Source organism: Prochlorococcus sp. MIT 1303 (assembly GCF_001631965.1).
Classification (GTDB): domain Bacteria; phylum Cyanobacteriota; class Cyanobacteriia; order PCC-6307; family Cyanobiaceae; genus Prochlorococcus; species Prochlorococcus marinus_D.
Genome location: NZ_LVHK01000044.1, coordinates 449,061 through 471,503, shown reverse-complemented (window position 1 = coordinate 471,503; position 22,443 = coordinate 449,061). Strand labels below are relative to the sequence as shown.

The 22,443-nt window shown below is 53.9% G+C and carries 25 protein-coding genes; 12 read left to right on the top strand and 13 right to left on the bottom strand.

From position 1 onward, the window contains the following. The first annotated feature begins 16 nt into the window (after positions 1 to 16). Both fabD and PMIT1303_RS11385 read left to right on the top strand, forming a co-directional pair. On the top strand, positions 17 to 913 hold the full coding sequence (gene fabD, locus PMIT1303_RS11390; protein WP_063398786.1) for an ACP S-malonyltransferase: 897 nt from the start codon (positions 17 to 19) through the stop codon (positions 911 to 913). Between the two features lie 36 nt (positions 914 to 949). Then, positions 950 to 1,621, top strand: a complete 672-nt coding sequence (locus tag PMIT1303_RS11385) for a 1-acyl-sn-glycerol-3-phosphate acyltransferase (protein WP_197459822.1) — start codon at positions 950 to 952, stop codon at positions 1,619 to 1,621. Here the strand turns inward: PMIT1303_RS11385 and PMIT1303_RS11380 are convergent. Genes PMIT1303_RS11380 through PMIT1303_RS11370 form a run of 3 tightly spaced genes read right to left on the bottom strand, consistent with a single transcriptional unit; the run spans position 1,557 to position 3,120 of the window. Then, the gene (locus PMIT1303_RS11380) at positions 1,557 to 2,198 is read right to left on the bottom strand and encodes a YdcF family protein (protein WP_063398784.1); all 642 of its coding nucleotides are present in this window, start codon (positions 2,196 to 2,198) and stop codon (positions 1,557 to 1,559) included. The two genes, PMIT1303_RS11385 and PMIT1303_RS11380, sit on opposite strands and share 65 nt — an antisense overlap. After that, positions 2,195 to 2,872 (bottom strand): tRNA (adenosine(37)-N6)-threonylcarbamoyltransferase complex dimerization subunit type 1 TsaB, encoded by a 678-nt coding sequence (gene tsaB, locus PMIT1303_RS11375; RefSeq protein ID WP_063398783.1) that lies wholly within the window; start codon positions 2,870 to 2,872, stop codon positions 2,195 to 2,197. Before tsaB ends, PMIT1303_RS11380 begins: the two co-directional genes overlap by 4 nt. Continuing rightward, the gene (locus PMIT1303_RS11370) at positions 2,869 to 3,120 is read right to left on the bottom strand and encodes a Ycf34 family protein (RefSeq protein ID WP_063396730.1); all 252 of its coding nucleotides are present in this window, start codon (positions 3,118 to 3,120) and stop codon (positions 2,869 to 2,871) included. Before PMIT1303_RS11370 ends, tsaB begins: the two co-directional genes overlap by 4 nt. Here PMIT1303_RS11370 and PMIT1303_RS11365 point away from each other — a divergent pair. Together PMIT1303_RS11365 and PMIT1303_RS11360 are read left to right on the top strand one after the other, a co-directional pair. Continuing rightward, a complete protein-coding gene (locus PMIT1303_RS11365) occupies positions 3,119 to 4,357 on the top strand; it encodes a tRNA nucleotidyltransferase (protein WP_063398782.1) in 1,239 nt (412 codons plus the stop codon). The two genes, PMIT1303_RS11370 and PMIT1303_RS11365, sit on opposite strands and share 2 nt — an antisense overlap. 70 nt (positions 4,358 to 4,427) lie before the next feature. Beyond that, on the top strand, positions 4,428 to 4,871 hold the full coding sequence (locus PMIT1303_RS11360; protein WP_011131367.1) for an RNA-binding protein: 444 nt from the start codon (positions 4,428 to 4,430) through the stop codon (positions 4,869 to 4,871). Between the two features lie 41 nt (positions 4,872 to 4,912). Here the strand turns inward: PMIT1303_RS11360 and PMIT1303_RS11355 are convergent, their stop codons facing one another. Both PMIT1303_RS11355 and pds read right to left on the bottom strand, forming a co-directional pair. Further along, complete coding sequence (locus tag PMIT1303_RS11355) at positions 4,913 to 5,854, bottom strand: phytoene synthase (protein WP_011827237.1); 942 nt, start codon at positions 5,852 to 5,854, stop codon at positions 4,913 to 4,915. Between the two features lie 3 nt (positions 5,855 to 5,857). Then, the gene (gene pds / locus PMIT1303_RS11350; RefSeq protein WP_063398781.1) at positions 5,858 to 7,276 is read right to left on the bottom strand and encodes a 15-cis-phytoene desaturase; all 1,419 of its coding nucleotides are present in this window, start codon (positions 7,274 to 7,276) and stop codon (positions 5,858 to 5,860) included. A gap of 108 nt (positions 7,277 to 7,384) precedes the next feature. Between pds and PMIT1303_RS11345 the strand changes: the two genes are divergently transcribed. Both PMIT1303_RS11345 and PMIT1303_RS11340 read left to right on the top strand, forming a co-directional pair. After that, positions 7,385 to 7,732 carry an NAD(P)H-quinone oxidoreductase subunit M gene (locus tag PMIT1303_RS11345; RefSeq protein WP_063398780.1) on the top strand — a complete coding sequence of 116 codons (348 nt, stop codon included), beginning with the start codon at positions 7,385 to 7,387 and terminating at the stop codon, positions 7,730 to 7,732. After that, a complete protein-coding gene (locus tag PMIT1303_RS11340; protein WP_063398779.1) occupies positions 7,729 to 8,382 on the top strand; it encodes a DUF3172 domain-containing protein in 654 nt (217 codons plus the stop codon). Before PMIT1303_RS11345 ends, PMIT1303_RS11340 begins: the two co-directional genes overlap by 4 nt. Before the next feature lie 8 nt (positions 8,383 to 8,390). Here PMIT1303_RS11340 and PMIT1303_RS11335 read toward each other — a convergent pair whose 3' ends face one another. Continuing rightward, positions 8,391 to 9,362 carry a LysR family transcriptional regulator gene (locus PMIT1303_RS11335; RefSeq protein WP_063398778.1) on the bottom strand — a complete coding sequence of 324 codons (972 nt, stop codon included), beginning with the start codon at positions 9,360 to 9,362 and terminating at the stop codon, positions 8,391 to 8,393. A gap of 133 nt (positions 9,363 to 9,495) precedes the next feature. Between PMIT1303_RS11335 and PMIT1303_RS11330 the strand changes: the two genes are divergently transcribed. The 5 genes from PMIT1303_RS11330 to PMIT1303_RS11310 all read left to right on the top strand — a co-directional run bounded on the left by PMIT1303_RS11330 (position 9,496) and on the right by PMIT1303_RS11310 (position 16,594). After that, positions 9,496 to 10,197: an NnrU family protein gene (locus PMIT1303_RS11330; RefSeq protein WP_197459827.1), complete on the top strand. Its 702-nt coding sequence runs from the start codon at positions 9,496 to 9,498 to the stop codon at positions 10,195 to 10,197. A gap of 34 nt (positions 10,198 to 10,231) precedes the next feature. Beyond that, the gene (locus tag PMIT1303_RS11325) at positions 10,232 to 12,244 is read left to right on the top strand and encodes an NAD(P)H-quinone oxidoreductase subunit 5 (RefSeq protein ID WP_063398777.1); all 2,013 of its coding nucleotides are present in this window, start codon (positions 10,232 to 10,234) and stop codon (positions 12,242 to 12,244) included. A gap of 88 nt (positions 12,245 to 12,332) precedes the next feature. Next, positions 12,333 to 14,024, top strand: coding sequence for an NAD(P)H-quinone oxidoreductase subunit 4 (locus PMIT1303_RS11320; protein WP_063398776.1), 1,692 nt, complete (start codon positions 12,333 to 12,335; stop codon positions 14,022 to 14,024). A gap of 443 nt (positions 14,025 to 14,467) precedes the next feature. Continuing rightward, positions 14,468 to 15,370 (top strand): segregation/condensation protein A, encoded by a 903-nt coding sequence (locus tag PMIT1303_RS11315; protein WP_063396980.1) that lies wholly within the window; start codon positions 14,468 to 14,470, stop codon positions 15,368 to 15,370. A 45-nt stretch (positions 15,371 to 15,415) separates the two neighbouring features. Further along, positions 15,416 to 16,594, top strand: coding sequence for an NDP-sugar synthase (locus PMIT1303_RS11310; protein WP_011131377.1), 1,179 nt, complete (start codon positions 15,416 to 15,418; stop codon positions 16,592 to 16,594). On the opposite strand, the gene PMIT1303_RS11305 is transcribed toward PMIT1303_RS11310, so the two are convergent. Further along, positions 16,575 to 17,468 carry a methylenetetrahydrofolate reductase gene (locus PMIT1303_RS11305; protein WP_063398983.1) on the bottom strand — a complete coding sequence of 298 codons (894 nt, stop codon included), beginning with the start codon at positions 17,466 to 17,468 and terminating at the stop codon, positions 16,575 to 16,577. The genes PMIT1303_RS11310 and PMIT1303_RS11305 overlap by 20 nt on opposite strands. A gap of 90 nt (positions 17,469 to 17,558) precedes the next feature. On the opposite strand from PMIT1303_RS11305, the gene PMIT1303_RS11300 reads away from it, so the two are divergent. Next, positions 17,559 to 17,837 (top strand): response regulator transcription factor, encoded by a 279-nt coding sequence (locus PMIT1303_RS11300; RefSeq protein ID WP_011827256.1) that lies wholly within the window; start codon positions 17,559 to 17,561, stop codon positions 17,835 to 17,837. Between the two features lie 233 nt (positions 17,838 to 18,070). Here the strand turns inward: PMIT1303_RS11300 and PMIT1303_RS11295 are convergent, their stop codons facing one another. From PMIT1303_RS11295 to nuoH, 6 genes are all read right to left on the bottom strand, one after another. Continuing rightward, on the bottom strand, positions 18,071 to 18,571 hold the full coding sequence (locus PMIT1303_RS11295) for a CYTH domain-containing protein (protein ID WP_063398775.1): 501 nt from the start codon (positions 18,569 to 18,571) through the stop codon (positions 18,071 to 18,073). 5 nt (positions 18,572 to 18,576) lie between these two features. Beyond that, positions 18,577 to 19,524, bottom strand: a complete 948-nt coding sequence (locus PMIT1303_RS11290) for an NAD(+) kinase (protein ID WP_063396722.1) — start codon at positions 19,522 to 19,524, stop codon at positions 18,577 to 18,579. Positions 19,525 to 19,536: 12 nt separating this feature from the next. Beyond that, the gene (gene nuoK / locus PMIT1303_RS11285; protein ID WP_011827260.1) at positions 19,537 to 19,866 is read right to left on the bottom strand and encodes an NADH-quinone oxidoreductase subunit NuoK; all 330 of its coding nucleotides are present in this window, start codon (positions 19,864 to 19,866) and stop codon (positions 19,537 to 19,539) included. A gap of 39 nt (positions 19,867 to 19,905) precedes the next feature. Next, a complete protein-coding gene (locus tag PMIT1303_RS11280) occupies positions 19,906 to 20,508 on the bottom strand; it encodes an NADH-quinone oxidoreductase subunit J (RefSeq protein WP_011827261.1) in 603 nt (200 codons plus the stop codon). Beyond that, complete coding sequence (gene ndhI, locus PMIT1303_RS11275) at positions 20,505 to 21,161, bottom strand: NAD(P)H-quinone oxidoreductase subunit I (protein ID WP_063396721.1); 657 nt, start codon at positions 21,159 to 21,161, stop codon at positions 20,505 to 20,507. The genes PMIT1303_RS11280 and ndhI overlap by 4 nt, the downstream gene beginning before the upstream one ends. A 127-nt stretch (positions 21,162 to 21,288) precedes the next feature. Further along, the gene (gene nuoH, locus PMIT1303_RS11270) at positions 21,289 to 22,407 is read right to left on the bottom strand and encodes an NADH-quinone oxidoreductase subunit NuoH (protein WP_196757156.1); all 1,119 of its coding nucleotides are present in this window, start codon (positions 22,405 to 22,407) and stop codon (positions 21,289 to 21,291) included. Positions 22,408 to 22,443 lie beyond the last annotated feature (36 nt).

The following is a 22,443-nucleotide window of genomic DNA, read 5'->3' as shown; positions in this document are numbered from 1 at the left end:
TCGCTATAGCATTCTGATGTCGATTGCTTGGGTGTTCCCTGGTCAGGGCTCACAAAAGCTGGGCATGGCTGACCCGATCATCAGCTTGCCCGATGCCGAAGAGCGCTTTGCCCTCGCCTCTCGACTAATGGGACGTGATCTCCTTGCGATTTGCCGTGGTAGCGACCAAACCAATCATGACCCGGCCGACCTCAATGACACCCGCAATACCCAACCGGCACTTTTTGTCGTTGAATCATTACTGGTAGATGAACTGCGCAGGCAGGGTCGTGAGGCATCGCTGATCGCAGGGCACAGCCTGGGTGAACTTGTAGCCCTCTACGCGGCTGAGGTTTTTGACGTAAACACCGCCCTGCTGCTGCTGCGACGCCGCTCAGAACTGATGGCCTCAGCCGGTGGTGGGGCCATGACAGCCATATTGGGCTTTGACCGCACACAGCTAGAAGCTCTGGTAGCAGACACAGAAGGAGTCGTGATCGCCAATGACAACAGTGCTGCACAGGTGGTGTTATCCGGCACCCCAGAGGCTGTTAGCAAGGTCAGCAGCCAGCTGACCTGCAAGCGAGCGATTCCGTTGCCAGTCTCGGGAGCCTTCCATTCGCCTTTTATGGCCACAGCGGCCACAGAATTTGCAGCTGAACTGGATCAAGTGACTTTCAAAGACGCCCGTGTCCCCGTTCTCTGCAATGCCGATCCAATCCCAACCTGCGATGCCAACTTGCTGAAGCAACGGCTAAAAGATCAAATGACAACAGGCGTCCGTTGGCGCGAAACGATGGATACCATGGCCAGCCAAGGGGTCAACACAGTGGTCGAAATCGGCCCTGGCAATGTGCTCAGTGGTCTCGTCAAGCGATCTCTTCCAGGAGTTGCGACCATCCAGCTGAGCTGTGCTGCAGACCTGGGGAATTGAACTTTGACCCAAGCCAATCCCCTATTGAGCTCAAGCATGCCGGTGCTAATGACACCGCAGCCAAGTCTCACCTATCGACTCGTGAGCTATCTACTGGTGTTTCCCATCTTCCGGGGTCTATTTAGGGGATGCACCTTTGGCAATGAAAATGTTCCGCGTCAAGGTGCTGTTGTGGTCGTCGCCAACCACGGTTCTCACCTCGACCCGCCCCTTCTTGGCCATGCTCTTGGGCGGCCTGTGGCCTTCATGGCCAAAGCAGAACTGTTCCGGATCCCCCTCTTAGGAGCAATCATCCGTGCCTGTGGTGCTTACCCGGTGAAACGTGGCGCCAGTGACAGGGAAGCCATCCGCATGGCAACTGCCCGTTTGGGCGAAGGCTGGGCCATCGGGGTCTTCCTTGATGGCACTCGCCAAGCCAACGGCCGCGTCAATGCCCCCATGCCTGGAGCCGCACTGCTAGCGGCTCGCAGCGATACGCCCCTACTTCCAGTAGCGATCATCAATAGCCACCGTGCCCTTGGCAAAAGTGGACAATTACCCCGACTCATACCAATACAACTGCGGATCGGCAAACCGATCCCCCCACCTTCCAGCCGTCGTAAACACGACTTGGAAGCCACCAGCGCAGAACTCCAAAAAAGAATCAATGCGCTGCTGGATCAAGGACTTTTAAGTTCGGCAGAAGAGCGTCTCCGCCGCCAGCGCTGAGTGCCTCTGGCCAGCGCCGCTGGGCCCACTCCTTAAGATCCCGGCCTGTAGCCACCCAAGCCCAAGCCCTTACCCAATCGCTAATCCGCTTGCGCAACCCCTCCTCCCGACATTGATTAGCGCAAGAGACAGAGATGCCTGTCAAGCGGATCCCTCGGCTACCAGCCACAACATGACCCACGGCCATGGAACGGGGCAAATGATCCTCACTAGTCACCAATAAGACATGTTGGATGCCCTTTAACCGCAGTTCATCCACAAGAGACGTGAAGTTACCCAGGGTGTCCTTAGCGCGATAGTCGAGCTGAACCTGACTCGGAGGAATCCCCACCTCACGAACCAACCACTGGGCATATTCCAGGTTGCTACCACCACTAACAACCAGAGGCAAATTCAAATCCCTCGCTAATCGGATGCCAAGATGCTCACGATCAACATCACCTCCTAGTACCAAGATCAATTGAGGAGGCTTCCCATTCGTTAGCGCCTGCCGATAAGGACGCAAAGGTCCGGCAGCAATCAGCCAGAACAAGAGGCCTACAACAACAATTGGCCCAGGACGACACCAACTCCTCAAGGCGAGACCACCACCGGAGATGTGGGATAAATAGGAAGCACATCATTCCAGGCGACCTCCTGGCCCAAACTGTGCGCAGTGGCGCAGAGCTCAAGTAAATGCTCCACATCCTTAGCCACATCATCTTGGGCATCAAGGGCAGGGAAGGCCTTGAAATCCTCTGCTAACAGATGGGGCGATTCCAACTCCACAACAACCTTTGCAGCACCAACTTCTGCAGCCATTTGCAACTGATAACGACCGGCCACAGTTCCTCGCCGAGGCAGGGGTTTCACGATCCAAAATGGCTGCTCCATTTGCTCATCGCTTAACGCAACCGCCAACCGAGGAGCCATCAAAGCAAAACTGCTCACCCCATCGAGGGAACAACCAAGCTGCTGGGCCAGAGTTCTTGCCATCACGACAGTTAAACGAGTCCCGGTAAATCCGCCAGGACCAATAGCCACGGCCAAGCGAGCCAACTGAGGCCAAGAGGCTGCTGGCAAAAGCTCCTCTACACAATTGAGCAAACTATGTGAGAGCCCGCGGCCCAGTGGGAAAGTTGCAGTACGCCGACTGGTCTTGGGATCGCGGCAATCTTGAACAGCTACACCAAGCGTTTCTGAAGAACTATGGAGTGCCAAAAGCAAAAAAGCCTGATCTTTTTCCAAGGATGAACCGGTCTGACAGCTCATCGAGGCAGCTCCTGACCAGGGCACAATCGCTTCCAGCGCCCATGATCTAAAAGAAAACTACCGCAGTCCCGTACATCCCATTCCACGCCTGTCACTCCTTCAGGCAAATCAATCAAACTGATATGGATGCGTGGGTTCTGAGGCTCCAGATCCGGAGCCGCATTGAGATGGGCAACCCCGTGCTGCCGCTCCACCGCGTGATAGGCCTGGCAACGATCAACCCAGCGGCAGTCGACACAAATACACATGCCCTCCCTTCGCTCTGCTGCACCCATTCTGGAGGGTGATCCCACCATCCGGGTCCAGGCCCTTTGGGAACAATTACATCCTGATCACTGGCCACTATCGATTCAAGAACTGCCTGCTGGAACGGTCCTAGTAGGAGGTGCCGTTCGGGATGGCCTGCTTGGCCGACTCCAGCAGCAACCAGATCTCGACTTCATTGTGCCCAGCAAGGCGCTAGAGCTCACCCGCAGTCTGGCCAAGACGCTGGGAGGCACATGTGTGGTGCTGGACGCAGAAAGGGACATGGCGCGATTGGTGATCAAAGGCTGGACCATCGACATCGCCGCCCAAGAGGGATCCAACCTTAAAGAGGACCTTTGGCGGCGGGACTTCCGTCTCAACGCCATTGCCCTCACCCTCGAGGCCACCCCTCAGCTCGTGGACCCAACGGGAGGGCTGAGTGATCTGGAGCAAAAAAAACTTGTTGCGGTACTTGAGCAAAACCTGCTCGACGATCCCCTGAGGTTGCTGCGCGGTCTGCGACTGATAGCCGAACTGCAGCTCAGCTTGGAAAAGCAAACCTTGGCGTGGATCAATTGCCACCACAGACTTCTGCCCCAAGCAGCTCCTGAACGAATTCAGGCAGAACTACAACGGATCGTGACTGCGCCTTGGGCCGATGACGTGCTGCCGCTGCTGCTGCGCACTGGCCTACTGGATTGTTGGCAAAACACCATTGAAAGAATCAGCCGACCAGCGCCATGTTTAAAGGTTGCCAAATCCCTCAAACCTGAAGAGCAAGCTGTTGCGCTTCCCTTGGCTCGTCTCACTCATCTGCTCAGCAATGAGGGGCTGAGCGCATTGCGCTTCAGCCGACGACAATGTCAGCGCTGCCAACTCCTTCGTTACTGGGAAGAACGCAACGACGGTATGGCGTTTGCAAGCCTCAGCGAATTGGATCGGCTGCAATTGCACCTCGATCTAGAAACAGACCTTCCAGCCCTCATCCTGCAGCTCCCGCAAATCAGCCAGATGCAGTGGCTAGAGCGTTGGCGGAACGCCGATGATCCTCTGTTCCACCCCTCACCTCCTGTGGACGGCTATGCACTGCAAAAGACCCTCAAACTCCCAAAAGGTCAAGCTCTAGGTGAGCTGCTTCGCCATCTCTGCAAAGAAAAAGCCTTTGGTCGGGTACAGAATCGAAAGCAAGCTTTTAAGGCAGCAACTTACTGGTGGGAACAAAAACAAACCTTGCTGTGATTAACTGCACTGGCAATAAGGACATCGATCGGCCTGATCCACATCCTTTTCTCATTCCCCTCTCTTTTTCATGAGCGTTCGCCTTTACATCGGCAACCTGCCGCAAACTTTTGAAAGCAAAGAGCTGGAAACGCAGCTGGCCAGCGTTGGAGATGGGATTCGCTTCAAGGCAGTTCTCGACCGAGAAACCGGAGGTTGTCGTGGATTCGGCTTCGCCAATGTCAATGATGAGAAAATTGCCAATGCGGTAATTGAACAGTTCAACGGCCGAGAATTCAACGGAAACAACTTGCGGGTTGAGCGTTCTGAACGCCGTAATACAAACGAAGGATCCGGTGGTGGTTCACGCCGCAACGGTACAAATTCAAGCGGCAATGCCCCAGGATCAGCCAGAAAATCGGCCAACAAAGTTGTACACAGTGATGCGCCTGCTGAAGAAGCACCCGACCCACGCTGGGCTGGAGAACTTTCCAAACTGAAGGATCTCCTCGCCAATCAAAAGACAACTGTTTGAACTGAAGCGTTAATCCTCTTTCAAAATCTGTTTGTCCAGCCTCAGCGTGCTTGAGCCATCAGATATGAAAGAGGAAGATCAACCAACTTCATCCAGCGACTCACATAAGCCCGATTATTAAACACGTCATAGTCCAAGCGTTCGATGGAATCAAGGATCCCTCTATAAAGCCGCAATGAAGCCCATACTGGCCAACGGGCATCTTGAGAGAGCCAGCGCACTCCAGCTTCTGAGCGAGCAAACCACTCGCGAGCACGCTCCAATTGGAAAGCCATCAAATCCTTCCAAGCACTATTCAAACGTCCAGCCATCAAATCAGCTTCTGAATAACCAAATCGGTCGAGATCTTCCTGGGGAATGTAAATACGGCCACGGCCACGGTCCTCTCCTACATCACGAAGAATGTTGGTTAGTTGATTGGCAATTCCCAGAGCAATAGCAGCATCTGATGTCTCTGGAGAAGAACTCCAAGGGGCTGTTGTGTATGCAGGGTCAAGACCCATGACGTGCTGGGTCATCAAACCCACAGTGCCTGCCACTCGATAGCAATAGAGCTCTAACTGCTGAAAGGTGGCGTATCGATGCTGATTCAGATCCATGCGCTGCCCCTCAATCATGTCCAGATAAGGCTGTATGGACTGAGGGAAACGTTCAAGAGTGTCTGCCATGACCGCATCCAGGCCATCCAGCACCTGGCCAGCGAACATGGCCCGAGTGCGTTCTTCCCATTGATCCAGCCGATTCGCTAATTCTGAAACAGGACGCGTCTGAGCCTCTGCGCTATCCATCAGCTCATCAGTTCGCCGACACCACACATAGATGGCCCAAATCGCTCTACGTTTGATCGAAGGAAGCAACATGGTGCCGAGATAGAAGGTTTTCGCCCACTGAGCTGTTTCCTTCCGACAAGCCTCATAAGCCTCATCAAGACTCAAGCAAGCCTGAGTACTGATAATCGACGAATCCGGCGCTATCTGAGTCATTCTTCAGGCCTGGAGAGGCTTGCTAACAGACTGGGGCGTGGATAACTTCTCCCCACAGCTATCCACGGCGTTTGCACACAACTTGCCACTGAGCACCGCACCCTCCATCGACGCCAGGTATCGCTGCATTGTGAAGTCACCAGCGAGAAAAAAGTTGGCGATCGGAGTCTCCTGGCTCGGGCGAAGCTTCTGACACCCAGGGGTGGTCTTATAAACCGAAAGGGGTGTCTTGATGACCTTGTACTTGCGCAGTTTGGCCTGTTTTTCGCCTGTGAAGTGCATCGGGAAAAGCTTCTTGAGCTCAGCCAATGTGGCTTCGATGATGTCGTCATCGCTACGGCCGATCCAATCTTTGGCTGGAGCAAAGACCAGTTCCAACATAGAACGATCTGGATCTGCGTACTCCTTGCAGGTAATGCTCATATCGGCGTAGACACTCAAAAGAGGGGAACGACTGAAGAGCAGGTGATCGATATCCGTGAGCTTGCGGTCGAACCAGAGATGAATGTTGATCACCGGAACACCGCGCAATCCGTCGAGTTTGCGAAACACCTCCATCTGCTTCCAAGGGGCCGGCAAAAGCAATTTGAGCGGATCCACAGGAAGAGCACTGACATAAGCATCGGCTTGAACATTCCTAGATTCACTCCCCGGCTCACCTCCAATCAGAAAGCTCTCCACACTGCTGTCTTCACTGAGCTTGATCTCCCGCAAGGGGCTGTTGAGATAAACCTCGCCACCATGAGACTGAATATGCTCCACCATCGGTTGACAAAGCCGCTCAGGAGGGGCCCCATCAAGGAAGGCCATCTTGGAACCATTCTTTTCCTGAAGAAATCGATTGAGCGCCGTGAGGATGACAGTGGCTGAAATCTCATCAGGGTCAATAAAGTTCAATGCCTTACTCATGGCGATGAAAACCTCCTCATTCACCCGCTCAGGGATGTTGTGGATCCTCAGCCATTCAGTCCAAGAATATTGATCACACTCCTCCACGTAATCCTGGCCTCGCAACATTGCCGGTACGAGACCCAAGCCGAAGGCAACCTTCTCTGGCCAGCTGAGCAGATCGTTATTACCTAAAATGGCAGCCACTCCATTGAATGGAGCTGGAAGATCAGGAAAGTCAAAGCGGCTGTAGGTTCCAGGCTCCTCAAGCTGGTTGAAGATCATCGAGTGACTTTTCCACTGCAAACGCTCCTCGATGCCCAATTCGTGGAACAACTGGAGCATATTGGGATAAGCCCCAAAAAAGATATGTAAACCAGTCTCATACCAGTCACCATCCTCATCCTTCCAAGCCGCAACTTTGCCCCCAAGCACATCGCGAGACTCATAAACAACTGGAATGTGTCCCGCATCAACTAGATATTTGGCACATGAGAGTCCAGCCAGACCTGCTCCTGCGATGGCAACGCGCATGCTTCTCACGACAAGTAAACATCAACCCTAAAAGGAGCCCTCCCCCATTCTCTTCCTAGAGTCCCTTCACTTGCTCTAGCGGGCCCCATTGCGGGACCGGTCCATGCCATGAACGAGACCCTATTGAAGTGCACGACCCGTCACGTCAGGATCTTCACGGCCAGGGTTGAAAACAATGATCTCGTTCCAGACCCCGACCAGCTCACGCTTGATCTCGATCCTGACAACGAGTTTCTTTGGACAGAATCCGTCACAAAAGAGATCCAGCAACGCTTCGCAGATTTGGTGGCCTCGCATGCCGGAGGCGAACTTAGCGACTACAACCTGCGCAGAATTGGCTCAGAACTCGAAGGAACAATCCGCAAGCTGCTTCAGGCTGGAAAATTAAGCTACAACCCAGAGTGCCGCGTGCTGAATTACTCCATGGGGCTCCCGCGTACCCCTGAGCTGTTGTGAATCGCTCCCGTTACAACCGCCAATCACCTCATGAGAGCTATGGCCAAGAGGGAGGCCGCGGGGACCGCTACTCGCGCCGCAACCGCTATGAAAGCGATGGCTCCAGCTATGACCGTTCCCCTTCAAGTCGTTCTGGCCCTCCCACCCCACCAGGAGGCAATGGCATCCGCTTGAATACAGCCAGCCTGGCTGTACTCGCAGGGGTTCTGATCGTTGGGATCGGGATCGGCAGTGCTGTCACTAGCACCACCCAAGGCGACCAAGGCAACATTGCCAGCAGTCAGCAGCTTGATATGGCTGTACCAGATCCTGAATTCTGTCGACAGTGGGGGGCCAGCGCCTTCGTCATCGACGTTGAGATGTACACCACACTCAACCCTTCAAGCAGTTTTGTCACACAGCCCAGCCTGCAGCCTGGCTGTGTCATTCGTAGGGAAAACTGGACGGTGCTGGAAAAACAAGGTGCAGTCACCAATAACCAGGTGAGAGAGTGCAAGCAACGCATGAACACCTTTGCTTATATCGGTTCAATCCGCGATAAACCCGTCGTCCGCTGCGTCTACCAAACCGATATCAGAGAGAATAAATTTATTACTAAAGGAGTTGCTGACGATTCCGTGGGCGTAACACCGGAAGCGGATCAATTCTGAGTGGACTCTTAACCGTTGCCATCTACAAGAACGGCCCTGTTCTGACGAATGGGGCTGTCGGCACTAGCAAACACTGGCAGCACATCCCGCCTAAAGGCTTCTGCTGCGCGTGAACAGTAACGCGCAGGATGGCTGATCAACTTCAGCTGACGACGCACCTGCAGATCAACCACAACCGGTTTGTGCACTGTGCCGGCGGTTAGTTCACGTTCAATCGATACCACAGGCAAAAAGGCTGCCCCAAGACCAGATTGAACTGCATTCTTGATCGCCTCAAGAGAATTGAGCTCCATCTCTATCCGCAAGCGCTGCACATCCAATCCAGATCGAGCTAGGAGCTGATCCAGCATCTTGCGAGTGGTGGATTGGGAATCAAGACTAATAAAACCCAATCGATAGAGATCTTCCTTGGTGAGTTCAACAAGCCTCGACAAAGGATGTTTCACCGGAAGAACCAGGGCCAGTTCATCGCTGGCGTAAGGCACAACCTGAAGAAGTTCGTTGAGCTCCGATGGCAGCTCGCCTCCAATGATCGCTAGATCAATTTGACCATTGGCAATGCTCCAGCCGGTGCGTCGGGTGCTGTGCACTTGCAATTGCACGGCTACGTCCGGATACTTTTGGCGAAATAAGCCAATCATGCGCGGCATCAAATAGGTGCCAGTCGTCTGGCTAGCCCCAATCACTAACGATCCACCTTTGAGGTCATGCAAATCATCAAGGGCTCGGCAGGCTTCCTGACACTGACTAAGAATCCGCTCGCAGTAGCTCAACAGAAGTCGGCCCGCTTCGGTTAGCTGAGCCTTGCGGCCCCCACGATCAAACAAGGAGACCTCTAACTGCTTCTCCAGGTTCTGAATCTGCAGGCTCACCGCCGGCTGAGTGACGTAAAGGCTATCGGCTGCTTTCTTAAAGCTGCCCTCACTCACGATTGCGTGGAGGATGCGCAACTGATCGAGTGTGAAAGGCAGATCGGCCATGGAGGACCTGCCAACCCGGCAGCAACAACCGAAAAACTTTAAGCGGAAAAGCCTGGACGCCAGAATCGATAATTATTGCCACTGCCGCTTGGCACAATTGTCATCCACTGGGCTCCATCACAGCACCCTTGTGATGCTTGGTCTGTTGTTTCTCTTCGCTGTGATCCACAGCGGTGGAGCCGCCCTACGTAGCCATGCCGAAACCAGGATCGGGGCTAGGGCATGGCGATTGATTTTTGCCGCAACAAGCATTCCCTCCGCTGTGGTGGTGATCGGTTACTTCCTCGCACATCGCTACGACGGGGTGCGGCTCTGGAATCTGCAAGGGGTGCCAGGCATGGTGCCAATCATCTGGGCCCTCACCGCCATCAGTTTCCTCTTCCTCTACCCAGCCACCTACAACCTGCTAGAAATCCCAGCCTTGCTCAAGCCGAAAGTACGGCTATATGCCACGGGGATCATCCGCATCAGTAGACATCCCCAAGCCATTGGCCAAATTCTCTGGTGTTTCTCCCATGCGCTCTGGATTGGCAGCAGCTTCATGCTGGTGACTTGTTTAGGCCTGATCGGCCATCACTTATTTGCTGTATGGCATGGCGACCGCAGATTACGAGCCCGGTTCGGCGATGCTTTTGAGGAACTGCGTCAAAACACCTCCGTAATCCCCTTCAAGGCGGTGCTCGATGGACGACAACAATTGCTATGGCAAGAAGCTTTGAAGCCTTCCCAGCTCGGCATCGCTATCGCCGTGGGAGTGTTCTGGTATGCCCATCGCTTCATCTCCATCGGCAGCGCGGCCTTCCTCTCCTCCAAGCTGGAAGGCCTGCTGAGCTGAATTGCCTACACTCCCATGATCCTGCCTGGACCGGATGACCTCGGCCGCCGACCTCGCCTGGTTAATCCCGGTGTTCCCCCTACTCGGAGCGATCGCCACAGGCCTGGGACTAATCAGTTTCAACCGCACCATTAACCGCCTGCGTAAGCCTGTAGCTGTGCTGCTGCTCACCTCTCTAGGTGCTGCCGCCGTCTTGAGCTATGCAGTCCTCGCCGAGCAGCTGGCCGGTGCTGCACCTGTCGAACATCTCTTCGTCTGGGCCAGCGCAGGCAGTTTCATTCTGCCAATGGGTTATGTGATTGATCCCCTTGGAGCCGTGATGCTTGCCCTGGTCACCACCATCGCTCTGCTGGTGATGATCTACTCCCACGGCTACATGGCCCACGACAAGGGCTACGTGCGTTTCTTTACCTATCTAGCCCTATTCAGCAGCTCGATGCTGGGCTTGATCATCAGCCCAAACCTTCTCGAAATCTACGTGTTTTGGGAGCTGGTAGGGATGTGCTCCTATCTCCTGGTGGGCTTCTGGTACGACCGAGATGGTGCCGCCCATGCAGCTCAAAAGGCTTTTGTCGTCAACCGTGTGGGTGACTTTGGCTTGCTCCTGGGCATTCTCGGACTCTTCTGGGCAACGGGCAGTTTTGATTTCCATGGCATCGCTAATGGCTTGTCAGATGCCATCGCGAGCGGCACCATTCCAGGCTGGGCAGCATTGACCTTATGTCTGTTGGTCTTCATGGGGCCGATGGCCAAGTCAGCTCAATTCCCCCTTCATGTTTGGCTTCCCGATGCCATGGAAGGGCCCACACCAATTTCTGCTCTCATCCATGCGGCAACCATGGTGGCAGCCGGTGTCTTCCTCGTTGCCAGGCTCGAACCTCTCTACAGCCAGTTCCCCATGGTGGGTTTGGTGATCGCCGTGATAGGCACGATCACCTGTTTTCTGGGAGCATCCATCGCGCTCACCCAGATGGACCTCAAGAAGGGACTGGCTTACAGCACGGTGTCTCAACTTGGATACATGATGCTGGCGATGGGCTGCGGCGCTCCCGTAGCAGGAATGTTCCACCTGGTGACCCATGCCTTTTTCAAGGCCATGCTTTTCCTTGGCTCAGGTTCAGTGATCCACGCCATGGAAGACGTTGTTGGTCACGAACCCATCCTGGCCCAAGACATGCGGCTGATGGGCGGCCTGCGCCAAAAAATGCCGATCACCGCCATCACCTTCCTGATCGGCTGCATTGCCATCAGCGGTATTCCCCCTTTAGCAGGCTTCTGGAGCAAAGACGAAATTCTGGGACAAGCATTCACCACCTTCCCATTGCTCTGGGTTGTGGGCTTTCTGACAGCAGGGATGACGGCCTTCTACATGTTCCGCCTCTACTTCCTCACATTTGAAGGGCCATTCCGCGGAGACGACAAAAACCTACAAACAGAACTGCTTGCTGCTGCGGGCAAAGGCAGTGAAGACGAGCATCCTCATCAAGGAGGTGTACTGCATGAGTCACCCTGGTCCATGACTCTGCCATTAGCACTCTTGGCAGTGCCATCGATGCTGATTGGTCTACTCGGCACCCCCTGGAACAGCCGCTTTGCAGGCCTGCTCAACCCAGAGGAGGCCCTTGAAATGGCCGCAACATTCAACTGGAGTGAATTCCTGCCACTGGCAGGAGCTTCAGTGGCGATCTCAACAGCAGGCATCAGCTTGGCTGTCTTGGCTTATGCACTGCACCGCCTCGATCTCGAAGAACTATTTGCCAATCGCTTCCCTGTCATCAATACCTTCCTGGCCAACAAGTGGTATTTGGATGACATCAATGAAAAGATCTTCGTACGCGGCAGCCGCAAACTGGCTCGTGAAGTGCTTGAAGTGGATGCCAAGGTGGTTGACGGCGTGGTGAATCTCACCGGCCTACTCACGCTTGGAAGTGGCGAAGGTCTTAAGTACTTTGAAACAGGCCGCGCTCAGTTTTACGCCCTCATCGTTTTCGGTGGTGTCATCGCCTTGGTAGTGCTTTTCGGCGTCCTAGGCAGTCCTGTGAGCTGATAAACCAAATTGTGTGTTAACGCCTATCGATGCAGTGTCAGAACGCCAAGCATTTCTACACTCCGACCAGTGCTGAAAAGGCCTGTCCGTGCTGGAGTTTGCCATAAGCGCACCCTTGGACACAGGTGCCGAGCTGCTGAGCGATCAATTGAGCGCTAACTTCCCCTGGCTGAGCCTCTCAATTCTGTTCCCGATTGTGGGGGCCTTTCTGGTGCCGTTCATCCCTGATGAAGGGGAGGGTAAGCAGGTTCGATGGTTTGCACTCGGCATCGCCCTGGTGACCTTTCTGATCACCGTGGCTGCCTATCTATACGGCTATGACCCCAGTCTGAGCGGCTTACAACTATCCGAACGGGTGAGCTGGCTACCTGATCTGGGCCTCACCTGGGCCGTCGGAGCAGATGGCATCTCGATGCCACTCATTCTGCTCACCAGTTTCATCACAGCACTGGCGGTCCTAGCAGCCTGGCCAGTGACGTTCAAACCCAAGCTGTTCTTTTTCCTGATCCTGGCAATGGATGGTGGCCAGATCGCAGTTTTTGCCGTTCAAGACATGCTGCTGTTCTTCCTGGCCTGGGAACTGGAATTGTTGCCGGTCTACCTGCTGCTAGCGATCTGGGGTGGCAAAAAAAGGCAATATGCAGCCACAAAATTCATCATTTATACCGCTGGCAGTTCGCTGTTCATTCTGCTGGTGGCCCTAGCGATGGGGTTCTTCGGCGGAGGCACACCCAACTTCGAATACACCAACCTCGCCCAACAAAGCTTTGGGACAGGTTTCCAGTTGCTCTGTTACGCCGGACTGCTCATTGCCTTCGGCGTCAAGCTGCCCATTGTGCCTCTACACACCTGGCTACCAGACGCCCATGGAGAAGCAACGGCGCCAGTTCACATGCTGCTTGCAGGAATCCTGCTGAAGATGGGCGGCTATGCCTTGATGCGTTTTAACGCTCAACTGCTACCTGAAGCCCATGCCCAGTTCGCCCCACTTCTCATCGTGCTTGGGGTGGTCAACATCATCTATGCCGCTCTCACCTCCTTCGCCCAGCGCAACCTCAAACGCAAGATCGCCTATAGCTCAATTAGCCACATGGGCTTTGTACTGATCGGCATTGGCAGCTTCAGTGCCCTAGGAACGAGTGGCGCCATGCTGCAGATGATCAGTCATGGTCTAATCGGCGCCAGTCTGTTCTTCCTTGTAGGAGCCACCTACGACCGCACCCACACCTTGCAACTTGATGAGATGGGAGGAGTGGGTCAAAAGATGCGAATCATGTTCGCCCTTTGGACTGTCTGTGCACTCGCCTCCCTCGCTCTGCCTGGCATGAGTGGCTTCGTGTCTGAATTAATGGTGTTCGTGGGCTTTGCTACCGATGAGGCCTACACGCTGACATTCCGGATTGTGATTGCGGGGCTTGCGGCAATCGGAGTCATCCTTACCCCCATCTATCTACTCTCAATGCTGAGAGAAATCTTCTTCGGCAAAGAGAATGACCAACTGGTCTCCCATACCAACCTGGTTGATGCGGAGCCAAGAGAGGTCTACATCATTAGCTGCTTACTCGTGCCGATCATCGGCATTGGCCTCTACCCCCGACTCATGACCGATAGCTATACCGCATCCATCCAAGAATTAGTAAAGCGAGATGAGCTAGCCCTGCAACGCATCAAACAACCCTCAGCATTGATGATTCGAAACACCACCATGACGCCTGCTGTGGTCTCATCCCCAAGGCTGCCGATCAGTCAACCGCGATCAGAGCAGCTCACTAGGAAATAACAGCTTCAGCCTTTCTTTGCACAGCAATCCACCCTGAAGTCTGCAGCAGTAATTCTTAGCGAGTTGCTGTTTTAAGGGATTCGCCAGATCAATTTCATCTTGATCTTGTGCCTCTAACTCAACAAAGCGATTCACAATATCCTCGAGCCCTTTTGGATGTTATTGCAGGTCTATAAGGGCTAGCAATAGATGCTTATTCTCTGCCCGGAGTAGCTGCTCTAGAGCCATGCCAAGCAATCCCTACCTCAGCCTCTAAGCCACCAACTCAACCAACCAAAACCAAGCAAAACGATCAAACTTTGAGACGAAAGCTGACTAGAAACCACCTCATCAGCTTCCTGCTAACACAATGCATATAACTCTTTAAAAGCATGATGATCTATGGGGTCCCCCTAGCGCGCGCCTAACAAGATCGATAACTTATTTCAAGCGTGATCTTTACCTTGCAGGATGATGGACTGAACAGGGGGGCTGATTCAGGCGCACGCCTTGCAATCCGCCTGCTGCAAGATGCCGCAGAACGAGGTGAATTAGATCCCTGGGATGTCGATGTGATCGCTGTGGTTGATGGTTTCCTCGATCAACTACGCCAGCGGATTGAGGTGCCCCGGCAAGTGGCCGCACAAGTTCAACGGCAAGGCGGCAGTTATGAACAGGATTTAGCAGACAGCAGCGAAGCCTTTTTGGCCGCATCAGTCCTGGTTGGTCTCAAAGCAGAGGTTCTCGAAGCCCAAACCTTTCCGCCGGAACCTCTGTTTGAAGAAGGCTTCGAAGCAGAGCTGGGAGAGCAAGGCTGGCTAGATCCAAGTTTTGCGCTTCCCAGGCGCCCAGAGCGACACCTCTTACGTCGTCCGGCAGCACCACCACCCCTTCGCAGGCCAGTGACCCTTGGCGAGCTCATCGAACAACTGGAATCCATCGCCGAGCAACTCGAATCCGACGAACTGCAACAGCGACGCCGCAAACGCAATAAACGTTTTAGCGAGCGTGAGGCCATTGCCCAAGTCACCGCTCTGGCGCACCGTGAAAAACTTCCTGAAACGACTGCAGCCTTAGGAGTTTTCCTCAACGATTGGGAGCAGGCCCTGCACTGGGTTGATTTCGAGCAGTTGGTTGGTCAGTGGGAACAGGTCTCAACAGCAGACCTGGACACTGATCGGGTGGGCGTGTTCTGGGCTCTGTTATTTCTATGCTCACAGGGGAAAGTGGAGCTGGCACAGGAAGGATCCCTCTATGCCCCCCTACGACTGAAGCGACTGCTGGCCCCAGGAACCATTGCTCAGCTCCCGCTTACCAGCCTTAACGTGCCAGCTGCCACTCCGGCCGAGGTCGTGAATGCCGCTTGAATGGAGGTCTATGTTGTTTAAACGAGCTGAGGCCTAACAACGCCAATGAAGGCGATGATTTTGGCGGCCGGCAAAGGGACGCGCGTCCAGCCGATCACCCACGTGATCCCCAAGCCGATGATTCCCATCCTTCAGAAACCCGTGATGGAGTTTCTGCTCGAACTGCTGAAGGAGCACGGATTCAAAGAAGTGATGGTGAATGTGTCTCACCTAGCTGAGGAAATTGAAAACTACTTCCGAGATGGCCAGCGCTTTGGCGTAGAAATCGCCTACAGCTTCGAGGGACGCATCGAAGAGGGAGAACTGATTGGTGACGCCCTTGGTTCCGCTGGCGGCCTCAAAAAAATCCAGGATTTTCAACAATTCTTTGATGACACCTTTGTGGTGCTCTGTGGTGACGCCCTCATTGATCTCGACCTCTCAGAAGCCGTAAAACGCCATCGTGCCAAAGGCGCTCTGGCGAGTTTGGTGACCAAACGAGTCCCCAAAGATCAAGTCAGCAGCTATGGCGTTGTGGTTACAGACGAGAATGATTGTGTTCAGGCATTCCAAGAGAAACCCTCCACTGATGCAGCGCTGAGCGACACAATCAACACAGGCATCTATCTCTTTGAACCAGAGATTTTCGAGCACATTCCTTCCGACCAACCCTTCGATATCGGCTCTGACCTATTCCCCAAGCTGGTGGAGATGGGCTTACCATTCTTCGCCCTACCAATGGATTTCGAATGGGTGGACATTGGCAAGGTTCCCGATTATTGGCGGGCCATTCGCAGCGTGCTGCAAGGAGAGGTTCGCCAAGTAGGCATCCCTGGTAAGGAAGTCCGTCCTGGGATCTATACAGGCTTGAACGTTGCCGCGAACTGGGACAAGATCAATGTGCAAGGGCCAATTTATGTGGGTGGCATGACCCGCATCGAAGATGGAGCAACAATTATTGGGCCATCAATGATCGGCCCTAGCTGTTGCATCTGCGAAGGGGCAACCGTGGACAACTCGATCATCTTTGACTATTCCCGTATTGGAGCTGGTGTGCAGCTGGTGGAAAAGCTGGTGTTTGGCCGTTACTGCGTTGGCAAAAATGGCGATCACTTTGACCTTCAAGAAGCAGCCCTTGATTGGCTGATCACCGATGCAAGGCGCCAAGACCTTGTGGAACCATCTCCTCAGCAGAAGGCCATGGCCGAACTCCTTGGCACAGACCTCACACCGGCACCAAGCTGATGCCAGCCTGATCAAGAATCTCGGGGATGCGCTCTTCTGCTTTCACGGCCATCAGATGGACGCCCTGGGTAAGAGACAAGTAACTCCTGACCTGCTCAGCAGCAATAGCGATCCCCTCAGCCATTGGATCAGATGCTTGCTCCAGCCGAACCACAAGTGATTCAGGAATACATGCTCCAGGCACAACCCGATTAATGAAGCTTGCATTACGAGCTGATTTCAACAAAAACACCCCAGCAAGCACAGGCAACCCAAGGGGATTGGCCACCTCATTGCAAAAGTGTTCAAGCACAGCGGGTTTCATCACCATCTGAGTCTGAAGAAAGCGAGCGCCGGCCTCCTTCTTTCGTTCGAGGCGACGACGCAGACCACTCAAGCTCTGGCAATTGGGATCAGCAGCGGCCCCAGCAAACAAAGCAGTCGCTCCATCAGGGAGTAATCCCGAAACAGGGTCCTCCGCACGGTTGAAGGCAGCGACCTGATGCAGCAATTTCACCGACTCGTAGTCATGAACAGGTCTCGCCTCAGGTTGATCACCGACCCGGACCGGATCCCCTGTAAGGCAGAGCAAGTTGCGAATACCCAGGGCATGAGCGCCAAGTAAATCGGATTGAAGGGCGATCCGATTGCGATCACGGCAAGCGAGCTGCAAAATCGGTTCAAGACCCTCATCTAACAGCAACCGGCAGAGAGCAAGACTGCTCATCCGCATCACTGCACGGCTGCCATCAGTCACATTGATGGCATGAACAAAACCTTTCAAACCTTGAGCCATCGTCAAGGAATGAACAGGATCTGCACCACGAGGAGGCATGACCTCAGCAGTGATCGTCACCGCTCCGGCCTCGATGGAGCGCTGCAAGGCTGAACTCAAATCACGATGTCCTTCACTCACTCACCAACTATGAGGGATCGCTTGCCCAAAGTCTGCGTAAGATGACCGGAGATAATGAATGGGGAGGAAATGGCCACAGGCAAAATCCCCAGTTCCGTTCATATCTCACTCTCTTCAAGGGAAATGGAAATCATTGACCTTGTCGCCGACGGGCTAACCAACCAAGAAATCGCTGAAAAGCTAACCATCAGCAAGCGAACTGTCGACAATCATGTCAGCAACATGTTCACCAAAACAGGCTCAAAAAATCGTGTAGCCCTTCTGAACTGGGCCATGGATCACGGCAAGATCTGCCGCGATGGTTTCAATTGCTGCTCCTTGCCAGACGACTCCGACTCTGACTCCTAAACCCAAGCACAGCGGGCTCTGGGATGGGCATCAAAGAACATCCGTCGGACTCGAGATCAAACAACTCGACATAGGCCATACAAGCCTCACGATCCCGGCATGTAAAGCGGAGGATGCCATCGGTATCGTACAAACCAAACACAAGTTGCCTTCCCGCAGCCTCTGCTGCCCGAACAACCAGTTCACTCGATCGGAACTGTTAAGAGATTATAAAGGCCCTTGGGGCACCTTGGTCAAGCCAGGCCGTAATCTCGGCGCCTCTGATCGGACCATTGCTGAATAGGGGTGCGTGCCAAAGCGGCATTGTTCCACTCAGATTCACCAGTCACCTCCTGCCAACACCACGCGGGAATCTCTAGCCGATCCTCCGCAGAGACAAGTTCCACCTCCGCTAGCACAAGAGGAGCATTCGCTCCTTCAAAGCAATCGACCACCCAATCACCACCTTTAAGGCTTAGTTCATAACGTGTCTTGATCAGACGATCAGGCGCCAAACCCCAGAGAGCCTCTGCATCGACTAGAGGGATCCGATATTCGAACTCATGGCGAGCAATACCCTCAGCAGGAGCCTTGAGGGTGAGCCAAGCCTTCTCCATCGCCATGATTCTCATCCTGACAGTGAATCCCTGAGCAGACCCGGCCAAGTAACCCTGCCGCAAAGGCAAGGCCGGTCCTGCCAAAGATCTCCAATCTTCTCCCACCACCAAAAACCTCCGTTCGATCTCGAGGCCCATGAGCTTCAGCTGGGAGATGGTTGATTGTTGAGCAGACTTCCCGCCCAATGCAGCTTGTGGGTGAGAGTTCTGTAATAAGAGGGGCTCTGTTCAAGAACCACCATCAATGCATGGTGCCGAGCCCTCTGAACAACACAACACTCGCCTGGTTCAAGCAGGGCACCACTCGCCCCATCTTTCCAGAGCTTCACCCGGCGAGTGTTTTCTCCCAGAAGCCCAATCACGAGCCGTGAAGCTGGAGGCACGATGACGGGACGACTAGAGAGACTCATCGGACAAATTGGACTCACGATGATGGCATCAATGCCAGGGTGAAGAATCGGTCCTCCAGACGCCATCGAGTAGCCGGTAGACCCTGTGGGTGTCGCCAAGATCAAACCATCGCCACGGTAATGATCCACCACCTCACCATCGATCTCAAGTTCAAGGGTGCAGGTAGGCGACACATCATCGCGATAAGGACGCATATAAAAATCATTCAGGGCCCAGTGCGGTGGCTTAGTCCCATTCAAATCCTGGAGCGAAGCAGTAGGTCGAGCAGTTCGTTCAGCAGGGGAGCGGCTGTCCACTGCAGCCTGCAACATCATCCTGCGCTCCAAAGCAAAGTTGTCCTGCAACAATCGCTGCCATAGCTGACCGCCATCAAGCAGACAGCGTTCATGCGTCAGAAAACCTAGATGCCCACCGACGTTGAAACTAAGGATTGGTACATCATGAACGGCAAGATGACGGGCCGCACCGAGCACCGTGCCATCGCCCCCAAGCACAACAGCCAAATCAGGCAGGCCGGCCTCTGAGGCCAATAAATCGGGGAAAGGGTTGGCCGTCACTCCACTCATGGCCATCACCACTTTCACTCCAAGCGCTTGGAGCTCGTCAACGCAACAACAGGCTTCACGATGCGCAGAATGACTTCCCGCCCGATAGATCACCCAGACCAAATCGAGACGCATGCTTGGGTCTCCTTACCAGCGCAGCAGATTGAAGCGCTCCATATCCACAGTGACGCGATTGCGATACAAGGAAAGGAGGATCGCAAGACCCACAGCTGCCTCTGCAGCAGCAACAGTAATCACAAACACAGCAAAGACCTGACCGCGGATCAGATCACCATCAATATATGAAGAGAATGCCATCAGATTGATATTCACCGCATTGAGCATCAGCTCAATGCTCATCAAAACCCGAACAGCATTACGGCTATTGATCAGCCCCCACACGCCGATACAGAAAAGCATCGCAGCAAGCAAGAGATAGGCCTGAAGAGGAACAAGACCGGACGAGGACTCGAGCATGGGATCAATCAGGGAAAAAAGCAAAGTGTCCTGAACTGATCAGGGCGTGGACTTATCGACAAGCAACGGGGTTCGAGCCTTCTCGATCAGACCCTGATTGACAGCATCACCTGTACCAACATCAGTCTCCAGAACATCTCTGCGGGCCAACACAATTGCACCGATCATGGCCATCAGTAGAAGCACAGACGCCAGCTCAAAAGGCAAAAGGTAGTCAGTAAATAAGTGTTCACCAATTCGCTCAGTAGCCCCTACTCCAATCGCTGCGGGGCCTGGCACTGCCCAAGGGGTGGTAATCACCACACGAAAGAAAAGAACAAACAACCCTGCACAAACTCCACCAGAGAGCAGCCTTCGAATAGGCAATCCCTCGATAGGCTTCAAATCTTCGCGCTTGTTGACCAGCATGATCGCGAAGAGAATCAGCACGTTGACTGCACCCACATAAACCAGCACCTGTGCTGCTGCAACAAAACTGGCATTGAGGAGCAGATAGAGACCAGCCACAGCCATAAATACGCCACCAAGCAAAAAGGCGGAGTAGACGATATTGCCCAGCAAGACGACACCAAGACTGCCGAGAACCACCACGGCGCCTAGAACCAGGAAACAGATTAATTCTGTGGAAGTAGCAATCGTCATCCGCTGGGCTGGTCTTGATCAGGAGCATCCTGCAACGATTCTCCCCCATCCCCTTGAGGAGAATCTTGTTGCAAGCTCAGACTCTTGAGCACCTCTGCCGGGAGCTGTCCGGCACGAGGTTGATTGGCAGGGACATCATGGGGATCCATCACCCCTTTAGGCAGATAGGCCAGCTCACGTAAAGGCTGCACAGATGGGTCTGTCGTCACACTGGTTGGCAAACGACCCAATGCAACATTGTCGTAGTTGAGGCTATGACGATCGTACGCAGCCAGCTCATATTCCTCTGTCATCGATAGGCAATTGGTAGGGCAGTACTCCACACAGTTGCCACAGAAGATGCAGACACCGAAATCAATGGAATAATTGCGCAGCTCCTTTTTCTTGGTCTCCTTATTCATCACCCAGTCCACAACAGGCAGGTTGATGGGACAAACCCTGACGCAAACCTCACAAGCAATGCATTTATCAAACTCGTAGTGGATACGACCGCGATAACGCTCTGAGGGGATGAGCTTCTCGTATGGATACTGCACCGTGATCGGACGCCGGCGCAGGTGATCGAATGTGACCGCAAGGCCCTGGATCAGATAGTTCGCTGCATCCGCAGCGTCGCGGGTGTAGTCAGCAACTTTTTTGAGGAACCCGAACATGCGAAAGGAACCTCTAAGAGGCCCACTAGGAGCATGCAAGAAATCCTACAAGCTTTTTAGCCAGGATAAGTAAAAGTGCTTAGCCTTCCCAGGGCGAGATCCAGCGCCTTCAAGCGCTTTGGCTGCATCAACCGCCAAAGGCAACAGGGAAAGCCAACTTAAGAGCAGCGGTGATCAGCAGATTTCCAAGAGCGATCGGCAAAAGAAACTTCCAGCCCAAATCAAGCAATTGATCAATGCGTACGCGTGGAGTAGTCCAGCGCAACAAGATGGCTAAGAACACCAGCAGATAAGCCTTCAGCACTGTCATCACAATGCCAACGGAGCCAGTGATCACCTGCACCAAGGGAGCATCAACCGACTGACCAAGCCAACCAGCCAGCCATTCCACCGGGATGGGGAAGCCCCATCCCCCTAGATAGAGCACGGCGACCAACAAGGACGAAAGCACAAGGTTGATGTAACTACCGAGATAAAACAGGGCAAACTTCATCCCTGCGTACTCGGTCTGATAACCCGCCACCAGCTCTTCCTCCGCTTCAGGGAGATCGAAAGGAAGTCGTTCGCACTCGGCCAGTGCACAGATCCAAAAGATCAAAAAGCCCACAGGCTGCCGCCACACATTCCAGCTCAGCAAGCCAGCACCATTTTGTTGGGCAACAATGTCGACCGTGCTGAGCGAATTGCTCATCATCACCACTGCCAGAACAGCCAAGGCAAGAGGGATTTCGTAACTGATCGATTGAGCTGCAGCCCTCAGCCCACCCAAGAGTGAGTACTTGTTATTGGAGGCATAGCCACTCATCAATAGGCCAATGGGCTGAATGCTGCTGAGGGAGATCCAGAGGAAAATCCCTATCCCCACATTGCTGATCAGCAGATTTTGACCAAAGGGCACGATCAGCCAGGAGAGGATCACAGGCACAAGCACCAGGACCGGACCAAGAGTGAACAGCAGGCCATCTGCCCTGACAGGGATCACGTCTTCCTTCACCAGCAACTTCAAGCCATCGGCCATCGGCTGCAACACTCCAAGAGCTCCTGCGTATTCCGGTCCGATCCGCTGCTGAACAGCCGCCGAAATCTTCCGCTCCAGCCACACGGTGACCAAAACGCCCACCATCGCCGCGGTCAACACCAACAGCATCGGCAGCGGCAGCCAAATGAGATGGGCCATCTGAGGGGAAAGTCCCAGCCCTTGTAATGACTGACTAAAGCTCAACTCCAGATCAAGGCCAGAACTCACCAAGCCTGAGGTTGCAGTGGCAAAGGTGGTCACCAT

Bases quoted from the DNA above. Each gene is read 5' to 3' on its own strand.
- fabD (WP_063398786.1), top strand. From the start codon at position 17: ATGTCGATTGCTTGGGTGTTCCCTGGTCAGGGCTCACAAAAGCTGGGC.
- PMIT1303_RS11385 (WP_197459822.1), top strand. From the start codon at position 950: ATGCCGGTGCTAATGACACCGCAGCCAAGTCTCACCTATCGACTCGTG.
- tsaB (WP_063398783.1), bottom strand. From the start codon at position 2,872: ATGAGCTGTCAGACCGGTTCATCCTTGGAAAAAGATCAGGCTTTTTTG.
- PMIT1303_RS11365 (WP_063398782.1), top strand. From the start codon at position 3,119: ATGCCCTCCCTTCGCTCTGCTGCACCCATTCTGGAGGGTGATCCCACC.
- PMIT1303_RS11370 (WP_063396730.1), bottom strand. From the start codon at position 3,120: ATGTGTATTTGTGTCGACTGCCGCTGGGTTGATCGTTGCCAGGCCTAT.
- PMIT1303_RS11360 (WP_011131367.1), top strand. From the start codon at position 4,428: ATGAGCGTTCGCCTTTACATCGGCAACCTGCCGCAAACTTTTGAAAGC.
- PMIT1303_RS11355 (WP_011827237.1), bottom strand. From the start codon at position 5,854: ATGACTCAGATAGCGCCGGATTCGTCGATTATCAGTACTCAGGCTTGC.
- pds (WP_063398781.1), bottom strand. From the start codon at position 7,276: ATGCGCGTTGCCATCGCAGGAGCAGGTCTGGCTGGACTCTCATGTGCC.
- PMIT1303_RS11345 (WP_063398780.1), top strand. From the start codon at position 7,385: ATGAACGAGACCCTATTGAAGTGCACGACCCGTCACGTCAGGATCTTC.
- PMIT1303_RS11335 (WP_063398778.1), bottom strand. From the start codon at position 9,362: ATGGCCGATCTGCCTTTCACACTCGATCAGTTGCGCATCCTCCACGCA.
- PMIT1303_RS11330 (WP_197459827.1), top strand. From the start codon at position 9,496: ATGCTTGGTCTGTTGTTTCTCTTCGCTGTGATCCACAGCGGTGGAGCC.
- PMIT1303_RS11325 (WP_063398777.1), top strand. From the start codon at position 10,232: ATGACCTCGGCCGCCGACCTCGCCTGGTTAATCCCGGTGTTCCCCCTA.
- PMIT1303_RS11310 (WP_011131377.1), top strand. From the start codon at position 15,416: ATGAAGGCGATGATTTTGGCGGCCGGCAAAGGGACGCGCGTCCAGCCG.
- PMIT1303_RS11300 (WP_011827256.1), top strand. From the start codon at position 17,559: ATGGCCACAGGCAAAATCCCCAGTTCCGTTCATATCTCACTCTCTTCA.
- PMIT1303_RS11295 (WP_063398775.1), bottom strand. From the start codon at position 18,571: ATGGGCCTCGAGATCGAACGGAGGTTTTTGGTGGTGGGAGAAGATTGG.
- PMIT1303_RS11290 (WP_063396722.1), bottom strand. From the start codon at position 19,524: ATGCGTCTCGATTTGGTCTGGGTGATCTATCGGGCGGGAAGTCATTCT.
- nuoK (WP_011827260.1), bottom strand. From the start codon at position 19,866: ATGCTCGAGTCCTCGTCCGGTCTTGTTCCTCTTCAGGCCTATCTCTTG.
- PMIT1303_RS11280 (WP_011827261.1), bottom strand. From the start codon at position 20,508: ATGACGATTGCTACTTCCACAGAATTAATCTGTTTCCTGGTTCTAGGC.
- ndhI (WP_063396721.1), bottom strand. From the start codon at position 21,161: ATGTTCGGGTTCCTCAAAAAAGTTGCTGACTACACCCGCGACGCTGCG.